This is a genomic window from Shewanella glacialimarina (assembly GCF_020511155.1).
GTDB classification, from domain to species: domain Bacteria; phylum Pseudomonadota; class Gammaproteobacteria; order Enterobacterales; family Shewanellaceae; genus Shewanella; species Shewanella glacialimarina.
Window position 1 is genome coordinate 1,696,557 of record NZ_CP041216.1, and the last position, 13,669, is coordinate 1,710,225.

Consider the following 13,669-nt stretch of genomic DNA (forward strand, 5'->3'; position numbering starts at 1 on the left):
CATAGGGTATAATTTTCGTTTGATCTTATGAATTAGATAATCAAGGTGAAATCCCCATGGTAGATTTTCCATTATTACCCGGCGATGAATTCGTTGAACTTTATAAAGTGCTAAAAGTACAAGGTTTAGTGAACGGTGGTGGTGAGGCAAAACATGTTATCACTGAAGGTCAAGTTACCGTTAATGGTGATGTTGACACCCGCAAACGTAAAAAGTGTGTCGTTGATGATGTTATTTCATTCAACGGTCAAATGATTAAAATAGTGCCAACAGTTTAAGGAATATTCCATGCAATTCCCTGATGATGATAACGGACAAATGTTGGCTGCGATGGCTGAGTCTGGTATTGATTTAACCCTTGAATTAGAAGTCGATTTTTTCCTTGTGTTTGATGACAAGCGCGATGCTGAATCAGCACTTGAAGTGTTAAGCAAACAAGATGAAGAAGGTGAGTTAGAACTCAACTTTGATGAAGATAGCAGTAAATGGGAAGTCATTGTGTGTACCAATATGGTGCCAGATTATGATGCATTAGTTGCTAAAGAAATCCAATTAAATGATTTCGCTAAAGAGTTTGATGGTGTTTCAGATGGCTGGGGTGTGATGCAGCATCAAGATGGTGACGGTGATTTTGCCGATGAAGACCATGTTCATGATGAGCACTGTCATCACTAAAGCTAAAGTAATTCTCGTTACTATAAGTGTTGGCCAGTCTAGATATGACTAACGACTAGAAGCCACCTTAAATAGGTGGTTTTTTATGCCAAATAAAATGACAAGGTTAAATTAATCAATATTAGCGCAATAAGCCTGTAAACGATATGAACAACATTCTATTAAGGTGGTGTTTGTTTAATCGTAAATAAGCCTCTTTATTAAGGTTATAGTATTTTCTAGCTTTGATACTTTGTAATTCTGTTTTAAAGCAGGTTTAATACCTCTCTTTGCCTGTCCTGGTTGCGATACATGTTTGAACTCACTTTACACATTGGCCTGATTTTATTTGCCGTTGCACTGCTTGCTGGTTTTATTGATTCTATCGCCGGAGGTGGAGGCTTAATTACTATTCCTGCATTGATGTGGGCTGGTTTACCGCCAGCTGCGGCATTGGGTACCAATAAGCTACAAGCTTGTGGTGGCAGCTTTTTTGCGAGTTTATATTTTATTCGCAAAGGCATGGTTAACCTTAAAGCCATTAAACTCTCATTAATATGTGCTTTTTTAGGTGCCGCTGTAGGTACCATTTTAGTTCAAATGATTGATGTTGAGGTGTTACAGCTTGTATTGCCATTCTTAATTTTAGCCATTGGCTGTTATTTTCTATTTTCTAAAAAAATTGCAGAAGATGATCGTCACCAAGTGCTCACCCCGACCGTATTTGCCTTTACCGCTGCACTGAGTGTCGGTTTTTATGATGGTTTTTTTGGCCCAGGTACCGGAAGTTTTTTTGCACTCGCTTTTGTGTCATTAATGGGCTTTGGTTTAGCTAAAGCCACTGCGCATGCGAAAGTACTGAATTTTTCAACCAATATAGCGTCGTTAATATTCTTTGTAATTGGTGGCCATGTCGTTGTGGTGCTTGGGCTTATTATGTTAGTTGGCCAGGCTATAGGCGCCACCTTCGGTTCACGGCTAGTGATGACCAAAGGCGTGAAAATCATCAAACCCTTGGTGGTGGTCATGTCTTTTGCTATGAGTATAAAACTCTTGTGGTCACAATATATGTAATGTCGAACATCCGCACCCAGTATTTATTTCAGTGGGTCGTATTGAAAACGAATTAGAGTAAAGGTCATTATGCGCATTATTCATACTTCAGATTGGCATTTAGGTCAGCATTTTTTTGGAAAAAACCGCGCCGCAGAACATCAAGCTTTTATGGCTTGGTTACTGCTGCAAATTGAGCAACATCAGGTTGATGCCTTAATTATTGCCGGCGATATTTTTGATACCGGTACGCCGCCAAGTTATGCCAGAACCCTTTACAATCAATTTATTGTACAAATGCAGCAATCTGGTTGCCAGTTGATTATTTTAGGTGGCAACCATGATTCAGTTTCCATGCTGGGCGAGTCTAAAGAACTACTTGCTTGCCTAAATACCCTAGTGATCCCTGGCGCATTATCCTCACCTGAAGAGCATGTTTTTGTGATTAACAACCGTCAAGGTCTGCCGGGTGCCATTATGTGTGGTCTTCCTTTTTTGCGTCCCAGAGAGTTAATTCAAAGCCAGGTAGATGAAAGTGCGAAAGACAAGCAATTAAAGCTTGGCAATGCCATAGCCCAATATTATCAAGCAAGCTTTGAACAAGCACAGAGCCTACAAGCGCAGCATGAAGAGCTGACAAATGAAGATTTACCGATTATTGCCACTGGGCATCTAACGACTGTTGGCGCGAGCACGTCTGAATCGGTGCGCGAGATTTATATTGGCAGCTTAGATGCTTTTAATGCCAACTTATTTCCACCTGCGGACTACATCGCTTTAGGGCATATTCATCGGCCTCAAAAAGTCGCTAAAACTGAGCATATTCGTTATTCAGGCTCGCCATTAGCATTAAGTTTTGATGAGTTATCAAAAGATAACCAGTCTAATAAAAGTGTGTTTTTAGTGCAGTGGCAGGCAGAAGGCCCTATGCAGGTTGAGGCACTTAATATTCCTATGTTCCAACCTATGCAGTTTATTCGTGGCAACCTTGCTCAAATTCAGCAACAAATAGCATTATTTGCTGACAGTAATGACGATAACGTGTCTAGCGCTTTTGATGTTTCTGGCTCATTCAAACAAACTTGGCTAAGTATCGAGGTCACTGAACAAGATTATTTATCTGACTTACAGTCAAGAATTGTCGAAATGACTCAACATAAAGCTGTCGAAGTACTGCAACTTAAACGTGCTCGTGCTAACCGTAAAGCGGCAATGCAAATTAATCAAAATGAAACCCTGTCAGAATTATCAGTAAAAGAGGTTTTTCAACGCCGACTAATGCAGGAACAGTTTGATGATGAAGCATTTAAACAAAGGATAATGACCAAGTTTGACCAATTACAGCAAGAAGTTGAATTGGCGCAACAAGCGGAGAATAAATAATGAAAATACTGTCTCTGCGATTTAAAAATATCAACTCACTTAAAGATGAGTGGAAAATTGATTTTACCGCCAGCCCATTTGCTGAAAACGGTCTGTTTGCCATTATCGGCCCAACGGGATCGGGTAAAACGACTATTTTAGATGCGATTTGTTTAGCGCTTTACCACAGAACACCGCGCTTAGCTGTGATATCAAAGTCAACTAACGAGCTAATGACCCGTGGCACCAGTGAGTGTTTAGCTGAGGTTGAATTTGAAGTAAAAGGGGTCGGTTATCGGGCATTTTGGAGCCAGCGTCGTGCCAGAGATAATGCCGATGGTAACCTACAGGATGCGCAAGTTGAGTTAGCACAAATGGCAGACGGTAAAATTATAGCCAGCCAAATAAAATTAAAATCTGATGCCATGGAAAAAATAACCGGTTTAGATTTCGCGCGTTTCACTAAGTCCATGATGTTATCTCAGGGCGAGTTTGCGGCATTTCTGAATGCCGATGCTAATGTCAGAGCAGAGTTACTTGAAGAATTAACGGGCACGGAAATTTATGGTTTGATATCTGAGCGAGTGCACCAGGAATTTAGCCAATCTAAGCAGCAATTACAGTTACTCGAAAGCCAAATTAACCATGTTCAGGTATTAAGTACCGATCAAGTGTTAGAAAATAAAGCGTTGCAGCAAACGTTAACCCGCGAATTGGAAACATTACATCAACAGATCGAACATAAAAATATGTTCTTGCAGTGGCACAAGCAACTGACTCAATCCACTCAACACCATTTAGCTTGCCAAAAAGCGTTTGAACAGGCAAAAGTAGCTATTAATGAGCAACAAAGTGCATTGCAAAGGTTAGCGGATAGTGAGCCAGCGCAGCAGCTTAAACCGATATTTGAACAGCAAGCTTATTTAGCCAAAAAGCTGGTTGATTTAACCACGCAAATCGAACGCATTGGTCAGCAGTTACAACAATCAAGCATTAAGGTAGGCCAAAATGAACAGGCTTATATTGCTCAGCAACTCACAGTCGATGCGGCGAAAACCTTACATAAACAATTATTACTATTAATTGATCAGCAAATTATACCCTTAGATCATGATATTAAAGTGTTAAAGCAGCATGTTGAGCGTGAGCAGCAAACTCTTGCCAAACAACAGCAAGACCACCAGACTGTTAGTAAACGCCTTATCGATAGCCAAAACGCCATCGCGAATATCAACCAAAACCAGCATCATTTAACTGATTTGGTGAGCCAGTTTCCCTTGGGGCAGGTTATTGGCCAACATATTGCTTCTTGGAAAACTCAGTATCAGCAATGGTTGTCTCTGGCTAAAAACCAACGGGAGTATCGCGCCGAGATTGATGTTCATACGCGCACATCGGCAATGCAGCAACAGCTAATTGATAGGGTACAAAAAAGTATTTCTGCCAATAGCGAGCAAGTAGTGCTTTTGAGTAGCGAACAGCAAAACCTAAAAGCCAATATAAGCCAATTGTTAGCGGGTAAAACCGAAGGCGACTTACAAAATGAGCATCAACAGATACTAGAACAGCAAGGTTTTCGAGAGAAATTGACACAACTTGCACAGGATTACACTCTCGGGCGTCAAGTTTTAGCTGATGGGCAACAGGCTATTCATCTGCGCCAACAGGAAATGGTTGATAAAGATAAGACGCTTACCCAAACAAGGGGGCTGTGGAGCGATAAAAATCTGCAATTAAAAGATGTACAGCAACTACTCAAGCAAGAACAGCGCATTGCTGATTTAACCAGTGAGCGAGCAAAATTGATTGAGGGTGAGCCATGTGCATTATGTGGTTCAATTGAACATCCTTTAGTGACTGAATACCAAGAACTGGATTTATCGCACACCGAGCGCCGAGAAGCCGTGTTACTCGATGAACTGGAACAATTGAAAAAACAAGGCGAGCAGCAAAAGCAAGCGCTAGCCGAGTTGACTTATATTCAACAAAACCAACAAATCGCTATCCAAGAGTGGCAAGGAAAACTGCTGCAATACCAGCAGCAAGCAATAGATTGCTGTCAGGCTTTGGGCGTGAGCTTTGATTTGATTGATGTGCAAAGTCAGCAAGCCATTGCTGATTATAATGCCCAAATAGATGGATATAAAAAGCAGTTGTCAGATGTATTGTTGCAGCTTAAAGCCCTTAATGAATCAGCCAGCCAATTGGGTGAGCACATGATTCAATTGGAACAGCGACAAAACGCTGAAAATAGCCAGTTGCAGTTGGCACAACTTGAGCTGAAAACGGCACAGCAGCATATCGATAAGCACACCCATCAAATTAACGTAATTGAGTCGAGTTTAAGTGAGATTAAACAGCAGTTAACCCAACACATCAACGAGTGTGATCTAACATTACCCGATTGGGCTGAGGCCGCTTCATGGTTAGACTCACTTGAGGCCGATATTCAACAATGGCTAGATGCTCGTCAAACGCTGGATAATAATCGTCAGCAATTGGCATTGCTGGGGCAGGAATCACAGCAATATCAGCATCAAGCAATGCAAATCGCCGAACAAATTGAGCTGGCTCAAGTGGTATTAGTTCAAACCCAAGAGGATTTACAGTTAAAGCAGCAGCAAAGAGCTGATTTATTTGCCGATAAGCAAGTCGATGAGGTCAAGCATCAAAGTGAACATGATCTGATGCTGCAAGAAAGCGGTTTGCAGGACAAATTCACTCAACTGCAAGATAGTAAAACTCACATTCAAGCCCTAGCCACCCAAAAACAGGGATTAACTCGTCAGCTTGAGTCAGAGCATCAAGACCATCAACAGGTTGCAGAACGTTGGCACCTGGCATTAATAGCCAGTCCATTTGAAAATGCAGCTGCATATCACCAAGCATTGCTGGCGCCAGAGGAACATCAAAGATTAACAGTATTGAAACGCCAGCTTGATAATCAATTACAAGAGTCGCAGGTGTTATTCACTCAAGCTGCTAAAAATAATAATGATTTAATACAGCAAGGCGTGTTGCATGCTTTTGATGTATTGCAAATAGAAGAGGTCACGCTAGAGCAGCAAACGCTGCTTGAACGCCAGCATCTTCAGCAACAAACATTATGGCAGTGCCAGCATGCCTTAAAACAAGATCTTGAGTTAAAAGATCAACAACAAACTTTACTTGAACAGTTGACGCTGGCAAAGCAAGACTATGATGACATTGCCTATTTACATTCATTAATTGGCTCACAAAAAGGCGATAAATTCCGCCGTTTTGCACAAGGTTTAACGCTAGACCATTTGGTCGCCTTGGCTAATAAACAGTTAGATAGATTGCATGGCCGCTATCAACTTGAGCGCAAAGATAGCGAAGCACTAGAACTGCAGGTACTGGATACATGGCAAGGTGATGCAATCAGAGATACGCGAACCTTGTCAGGGGGCGAAAGTTTTTTAGTCAGTTTAGCATTAGCACTGGCCTTGTCCGATTTGGTCAGCCATAAAACCAGCATTGATTCATTATTTCTTGATGAAGGCTTTGGCACGTTAGACAGTCAAACATTAGATACAGCGTTAGATGCGTTAGATAATCTTAATGCATCAGGCAAAATGATCGGTGTGATCAGCCATATAGAAGCCATGAAAGAGCGCATAGCTGTACAAATTAAAGTCAACAAAATGAATGGACTTGGTGTAAGCAAACTACAAAGCCAGTTTGCAATAGCTTGAAACAATTCAGGGCTTGATCTGGCTCAAGCTACTGTAGAGAGTGGAATCTAGCGCAAAAAATATATGAAAACTCATCAATATATATTTGTAATATGACAAATATTTGATATAACAGTGCACACGAAAATTTATTCTTGCTTGAAAATGCATCACTTGATGCAAGCAAGTTACAAATGTTTAAAGCATTAGTCTCGGCTTAACATATTGATAACGCGCGATTAAAGTTTACGATAAAAGTAAAAATATTAATAACGACAAATAATAACTAAAAACTTTTAGGTGGATTAAAGATTGCTAACGAGTAAAATTATGGGCTTCGAAAAGCCATCTGCAAGTTTATCAAACTTGCCAAACTTGCATAAGAAAGTGTTATTGGCGAGTGTTTTTATGGTTGGTGCGGCTTTATTATGGCCAACACAGCAAGAATTTTCATCACAACGAATTCCTGTCACATTAGACCTAGATGCACTTATTCCCCATATTAACCAGCCTATTAAAGCCGGTCAGGTTTTTGAAGAACCGACTCCAATACTTGAACATGTGATCACTAATGGTGACACGTTGAGTAAATTGTTTGAAATGGCCGGTATCGACCAAAAAACCATGTATAAAGTACTAGAGGCTGATTTAGACGTACTAGCTTTAGATACGTTAATGCCAGGTAACCGTATTCAATTTTGGGATGATAACCAAGGTAATTTGGCGAAGATGGAGTTGTACTTTAACCCAGCCCACCAAGTGGTATTCACCCGTTATGATGACGGTACCTATGAAGTCAAAGACATTAATCTTGAAGGGATTTGGCAAAATAGAATTGTCGGTGGCGAAATTAACGGCTCGTTTTATGTGTCAGCAAAAGCCGCTGGTTTAAGTGCTGCTGAAATTGCCAAGGTTGAGAGTTTATTAACAAGTAAATTAAATTTTTCGCGTGAGTTACGTGCAGGAGATAGATTTTCAGTATTAATGAATGATCAATTTATTGCGGGTGAAACCACTGGTAATAGTAATTTAGAAGGGATACAAATTCACACCGGTCGCCGTGATATTACCGCATTTCAACATTTAGACGGCAATTATTACGATGAAAAAGGCCAAAGTTTAGCGCCAGCTTTTCAGCGTGTTCCCCTGAGTAAAAACTATCGCATGACTTCGCGCTTTAATCCAAACCGTAAACACCCTATTACCGGTCGAGTACGTCCACATAACGGGACAGATTATGCGACTCCTGTTGGTACGCCAGTGCTTGCTCCTGGTGAAGGTGTTGTAAGCTTAGTGACTAACCATGCGTTTGCAGGTAAATATATCGTTATCGAACATGATAATAAAGTGCGTACTCGATATTTACATTTATCGGCTTTTAAGGTCAAAAAAGGTCAACGTGTTAAGCGAGGTCAAGTTATTGCTTTGTCGGGTAATACAGGCGCGTCTACGGGACCACATTTACACTATGAATTTCATGTCAAAGGTCGCCCAATTGACTCGATGAAAGCTAATATTGCCGAAGCGAAAGTATTACCTAAGAAAGATTTATCTGAGTTCCAGTCAATCGTTCGCAGTCGAAAGATGATGATGGAATTGGGTTAACTCAGTTAATATCAATGCCCGCTTTACACAACTTAACACTGCAGCCTAATGGCTGCAGTTTTGTTTTGGGCTGTCATTAGTTGCATTCTCGAACTCAACAAAGTCATCGATATCGAGTTAATAACCTAACGGCTAGCGGTTGTTTAAGTTGGCGCTAGCCTTTAAAATGTCAGCAAATTATAGTTTTATTGCAGTTCACAAGTTAGCTGCGGCCAATGGAAAATTCACATGATCCGCTCTTCAAACGTAAAGCGAACCTTCAAGCCGTTAGCTTTTACTTTTTTTAGCTATTTAGTTAGTACCAATGTCGCTGCGCAAACGCCAGCAGAACAACAAAATGTGCAAAATCAATTTACTCCCATGCAGGTTAATGTACCAGTGGGAGACAAGTATGATTGGTTACAGTTAAGCAGTAATGAGTTGCTGAAAGGTAAAATTAGAAACCTTTATGGCGATAAGCTTGAATTTAAAAGCGACCAATTGAATACTCTTACGGTGGACTGGGAAGATGTTATCGTGTTGCAAAGCCGTGGCGAGGTGAGTATAGGTTTTACTGATTTGTCGACCAGAACCGGGCGTCTACTTATCCAACATGGACGAGGTTATCTTGATGGTGTGCAATTTGATGTCAATGACATAATGACTATTATTTCAGGTAAGCAACAGGAAGCTAATTACTGGTCTAGCAATGCGTCATTGGGGGCAAATTTGCGTTCAGGCAATAATGAACAAATCGATTATTCAGCCAAAGCAAGAATGAGTCGAAGAACAACTGAGTCCCGTTTTAGAACTGATTACCTGGGTAATTACAGTAAATCTGGCGGAGAAAACACCACTAACAATCACCGTGTAAACAGTTTTTTTGATTGGTTTTTTTCGAATCAATTCTTCTTAAGGCCAGTATTTGGTGAGTATTATACCGATACTTTTATGAATATTTCATCGCGTTTGACCTTAGGTTCTGGTGTCGGTTATAGCATCATAGATAACTCTAGAACAGAGTGGAATGTCAGTGGCGGTCCTGCATACAATATTACACGCTTCAATGAGGTTGAACTGGGTGAAGATGATTCCGATAAAAGTGGCACAATAGTGTTAGGCAGTACTTTTACCACTGAACTAACTGACTCAGTTGATTTTAACGCTGACTATAGAATGCAGTTTGGTAACCAAAACTCTGGTGGGTATACTCATCATGCTGTGGCGGGAGTATCAGTAGAGTTGACGGATTTGTTTGATCTTGATCTCTCGTTAGTTTGGGATAGAATAAGCATTCCTCGAGCCGAAACCGATGGCACTATCCCTGAAAAAAATGACTTTCAGTTAATTATCGGTTTTGGTGTGGATATTTAAGTGTTGTAGGATCAAAATGTTAGTAATTGCCAATGAGCCGTTAAGCATAGGGTAATTGTCCCACTTCTTCGGCAACCAGCCATACCCGCATATCAAATTCCAGTTGGTGATAATCTGCCAACATAAAAGTACATAACTGATAAAAGGCTTTGTTATGTTCTTTTTCACGTAAATGGGCTAATTCATGCACCACTACCATTTGCAGTAATTCAAAAGGAGTGTGTTTTAAGCGAGATGAAATACGAATTTCATTTTTTGCTTTAACTTTATGTCCTTGGCGACGATTAACATAGGAATGTAATCCAAGTGCATGATGACTTAGGTTAATTTTTTCGTCAAAAATGACTTTCGATAGCGGGTCTGATTGGCGCATATGAGTATTTTTCAACGCAATTGCCATGTCATATAGTGCTTTATCTGTACGAATATCATGCTTTTTAGGGTAGCGGCTTAAAAAATGTTCGCCAAGTTTATTATTATCAACTAATTCAGCTATTTGGCTGATAATTTGAGGATTATAACCAGACAGATAGCGCATCGCACTGCGCTCACTTTGTTGCTTTTTAACGTCATCGCTGGTGATGAGTGTGCTTATGTCTATTTTGGGCTTTAATGCTTGGCTAGTAGACTTTAATTGCATTTTAGGTGGAGCAGTTAGTTTTTTTGATTTAGAGTTTGTCATAAGTGTTTTTAAGCGCTGCTTTTAGCGTTATCTCCATTGAGTGTGATGACAGATAACGCTAAAAGCTCAGCCCTGAAAATGTCAACTCGGAATTAAACTTTACCGAATATCAATCGGTTATGATGCACATAAGCGACATCGAATGCATTTAGCTGAACGCGTTTTAAATCTAAAGAATCAAAGTCAACTTGCGGTGGATTACGCTTTAGCTGCTCTTTAATAGTTAATGGTGAAATCATCACCACTGGCAGTTCGGTAATTTGAATCGCCGCTTCTAATTTAAAGCTTGTTGCGCTGCCAGCAAACTTACCTTTTTGTTCACGTTCAATAATCGCGATTTGGTCAATCTTGTAGTCTTCCATTAGCTTATGAAAAGCAAAATGAAACTCACGCAGAGACTCTGTCGATGCCGAATCTGACACCGCAAATGATACTTTACGACAACTCGGCACATTGAAGGTTTCACCTTCATAGCTAAGTAAACTGATGATGGCCTCGCCACCTTTTAACTCTACACCACAAACTTTCATGTTTATCCTTTCCGCATTTCAATGAGTGACCGCATGATACTTTAACCGGCGTGTCACTTAATAATTAGTCTTCACTGTCACTGATTTTTTGTTCAATAATCACAATGGGTTTCGCTTTACGGCGCATTGGCGCATCGCCAACGTCTATGCCGGTAATAAATGTTTTGTCGCGCTTAGGCACAGCTTTAGCTTTTTGCTTAGCTTTAGCCTTAGCTGCGACTTTGGTTTCAGGTTTGTCTTTGGCGGCTTTAGTTCCCGCTTGCTGACTTAAGCCTGAAAACTTTGCTGGTAAACCGTCAACCGAGGTAAATTCAAAGTTTTTGCGTAAAAATGACTGCACTTGTAAAAAGCTTTGCCAGTCTTTTGGCCCCACTAATGAAACTGCAATACCTTTAGCGCCAGCACGACCAGTACGGCCAATACGATGGACATATTCTTCAGCAAATTTTGGCATATCAAAGTTAACAACTAATGACACGTTAACTAAATCTAGCCCTCTAGAGGCCACATCAGTAGTGATAAGAATTTGCTGCTGGCCACGACTAAATTGATCCATAATTTGGTTACGGGCATTTTGTTTTAGCTCACCGCTTAATGCTGCGGTAGAAAAACCCTGTTCAGCTAACAGCGTGGCTAAACGGTCTGTGTCTGAGCGAGTTGCGGTAAATACAATGGTTTGCTTGTGTTCTGGCTGCTTCAATAAGTGGCTTAACAGTGCTTGTTTGTGATCTAAATGATCTGCAAACAGCATTTTTTGTTCAATATCTTTGTGTTCAGCATAACTGGTGCCAATGGCCACATGGCTTGGATTCTTCAATAATGTGGCGGCAATATCGTTAATGCTTTGATGATCTAAGGTGGCAGAAAACATCAAGGTTTGACGACGTTTATGATCAGCTGCTTCATTAATGGCTTTCAGTTGTGGTGCAAAACCTAGGTCCAACATGCGGTCAGCTTCATCAAGAACAAGTAATTCAAGGCCATTTAAAAATAAGTGACGTTGCTCAAGATGATCAACAATTCGACCCGGAGTTGCCACAATAAAGTGTGGGTCACGGGACAAGCCTTTGGCTTGGTCGTTAAAGTTTTCACCGCCCAAAATACTGATAGCTTTGTATTGGGTATTGGCAACCAGTAATCTGAGTTGACCATATACTTGCTGAGCAAGCTCTCGAGTCGGCAATAAAATCAGCACGCGAGGATCTTTTTTCGACAGCGCTCTGCTGGAAATAATCCGCTGCATCGCAGGCAGTAAAAACGCTAAGGTTTTCCCTGAGCCAGTTTTCGATGATGCCATCAAATCTTTACCCGCTAGGGCAATAGGTAAGGCTTGTTCTTGGATCTCGGTTGGGTCAGTAATACCCATATGCTTCAAACTATCTAACAAGCGTTTATCAAGCGAAAAATCAGAAAACTGCAAAGGTGGATCCCCTAAAAAATAATAGCCCAATATTATAGCTGGATAAGCTTGCTATAGCCAATAATGACTTGCTTGTTTATGCTAATAAAGCACTTGGCTAATAAAGCCTGATTATTAACGTTTAAAAGTGACCCTATGGAGTATATAAATGGCACCAGTTCAAGCCTCACCACAGAAAAAACCGATTATCGGATTGGCATTGGGCAGCGGTGCAGCTAAAGGTTGGGCGCATATTGGTGTGCTTGAAGGCTTAGCTGAATTAGGCATTTATCCGGATAAAATTGCTGGCTGCTCTGCTGGCGCACTGGTTGGAGCGGCATATGCCAATGACAGTCTAGCAGAACTTAAAAGTTGGGTGTGCGGCTTTTCAAGTTGGGATGTTATTGGATTAATGGACATTAGTTGGCGTAAAGGTGGGCTGATTAGCGGTGAAAAAGTATTTGACGTTATGTCTACTCATATTGGCGCTGTTGATATTGAAAACTTGAAACGTCCCTTTGCAGCAGTTGCAACGGATTTGTATTCTGGCCAGGAAATTTGGTTTAAAGAAGGCTTACTGCGCAATGCCGTCAGAGCATCTTGTTCGATGCCAGGCTTTTTGCCGCCAGTACAACAAAATGGCCGTTGGTTAGTTGATGGTGCTGTGGTTAACCCTGTGCCAGTCTCATTATGCCGCTCACTTGGTGTCGATATTGTCATCGCTGTTGATTTGAACGGTTATTTACGCAAGCAAATGCAAGTTTTACCTCAGCAAGTCAGTAGCTCTGAGCCTGTGTCAGATAAACAGCTTGATTCAGATGAAGAGCAGCCTGACTTAGGCTTTATGGATTTATTGGGTAAGGGCAAAGACTATATCACTAGTTTGAGTGACAAACTGTCGCTTGGCACTAAGTCACACCCTGGAATGCTAGCGGTAATGTCACAGTCAATGGATATTTTAGAGCAGCGTCACAAGCGCTCTCGGTTAATGGGCGACCCACCGGATATTTGCATTATCCCCAATGTTTCCGATATTGGTACCATGGAGTTTCATCGTGCAGATGAAGCGATTGCAGCAGGCAAAAAAGCAGTTGAAGATATCGCGCATTTAATTCAAGCATCGCTTAAAAACTAATCTGAAAATGTTGCCCCTAAGCTAGCTTGATTCCTTTGAACAAGCGCTAATAAGTGGATTGTTGGAGTTCACAACATAAATTTTATTTGCTTCCCCTTAGCGTGAAAAATGATGATCTAGATCAACACGGTCAGTGACAATTTAACGCTTAATACACTACATATAGTGTTTTGTATTTTTCGTATACCGATATATAGATTT

The 13,669-nt window shown here is 40.9% G+C and carries 11 protein-coding genes; 8 read left to right on the forward strand and 3 right to left on the reverse strand.

Features of this window, described 5'->3' with window-relative positions:
• The first annotated feature begins 56 nt into the window (after positions 1-56).
• The 7 genes from FJ709_RS07315 (at position 57) to FJ709_RS07345 (ending at position 9,722) form a co-directional block, all read left to right on the forward strand.
• Positions 57-278, forward strand: coding sequence for an RNA-binding S4 domain-containing protein (locus FJ709_RS07315; RefSeq protein ID WP_226414945.1), 222 nt, complete (start codon positions 57-59; stop codon positions 276-278).
• 10 nt (positions 279-288) lie between these two features.
• Positions 289-675 carry a ribonuclease E inhibitor RraB gene (locus FJ709_RS07320; protein WP_226414947.1) on the forward strand — a complete coding sequence of 129 codons (387 nt, stop codon included), beginning with the start codon at positions 289-291 and terminating at the stop codon, positions 673-675.
• 291 nt (positions 676-966) lie between these two features.
• Positions 967-1,728 (forward strand): TSUP family transporter, encoded by a 762-nt coding sequence (locus FJ709_RS07325; protein ID WP_226414949.1) that lies wholly within the window; start codon positions 967-969, stop codon positions 1,726-1,728.
• A gap of 69 nt (positions 1,729-1,797) precedes the next feature.
• Entirely contained in the window at positions 1,798-3,090 is a 1,293-nt protein-coding gene (gene sbcD / locus FJ709_RS07330) for an exonuclease subunit SbcD (RefSeq protein WP_226414951.1), read from the forward strand.
• Positions 3,090-6,785, forward strand: coding sequence for an AAA family ATPase (locus FJ709_RS07335; protein ID WP_226414953.1), 3,696 nt, complete (start codon positions 3,090-3,092; stop codon positions 6,783-6,785). The genes sbcD and FJ709_RS07335 overlap by 1 nt, the downstream gene beginning before the upstream one ends.
• A gap of 291 nt (positions 6,786-7,076) precedes the next feature.
• The gene (locus FJ709_RS07340) at positions 7,077-8,369 is read left to right on the forward strand and encodes a peptidoglycan DD-metalloendopeptidase family protein (protein WP_404830020.1); all 1,293 of its coding nucleotides are present in this window, start codon (positions 7,077-7,079) and stop codon (positions 8,367-8,369) included.
• 228 nt (positions 8,370-8,597) lie between these two features.
• Entirely contained in the window at positions 8,598-9,722 is a 1,125-nt protein-coding gene (locus tag FJ709_RS07345; RefSeq protein WP_226414957.1) for a DUF481 domain-containing protein, read from the forward strand.
• A 40-nt stretch (positions 9,723-9,762) separates the two neighbouring features.
• Here FJ709_RS07345 and FJ709_RS07350 read toward each other — a convergent pair whose 3' ends face one another.
• From FJ709_RS07350 to FJ709_RS07360, 3 genes are all read right to left on the reverse strand, one after another.
• Positions 9,763-10,260 (reverse strand): YgjP-like metallopeptidase domain-containing protein, encoded by a 498-nt coding sequence (locus FJ709_RS07350; protein WP_226415887.1) that lies wholly within the window; start codon positions 10,258-10,260, stop codon positions 9,763-9,765.
• Positions 10,261-10,496: 236 nt separating this feature from the next.
• Positions 10,497-10,934 (reverse strand): DUF3010 family protein, encoded by a 438-nt coding sequence (locus tag FJ709_RS07355; RefSeq protein ID WP_226414960.1) that lies wholly within the window; start codon positions 10,932-10,934, stop codon positions 10,497-10,499.
• Between the two features lie 64 nt (positions 10,935-10,998).
• The gene (locus tag FJ709_RS07360; RefSeq protein WP_226414963.1) at positions 10,999-12,354 is read right to left on the reverse strand and encodes a DEAD/DEAH box helicase; all 1,356 of its coding nucleotides are present in this window, start codon (positions 12,352-12,354) and stop codon (positions 10,999-11,001) included.
• A 148-nt stretch (positions 12,355-12,502) separates the two neighbouring features.
• On the opposite strand from FJ709_RS07360, the gene rssA reads away from it, so the two are divergent.
• The gene (rssA, locus tag FJ709_RS07365) at positions 12,503-13,468 is read left to right on the forward strand and encodes a patatin-like phospholipase RssA (RefSeq protein ID WP_226414965.1); all 966 of its coding nucleotides are present in this window, start codon (positions 12,503-12,505) and stop codon (positions 13,466-13,468) included.
• Positions 13,469-13,669: the final 201 nt, after the last annotated feature.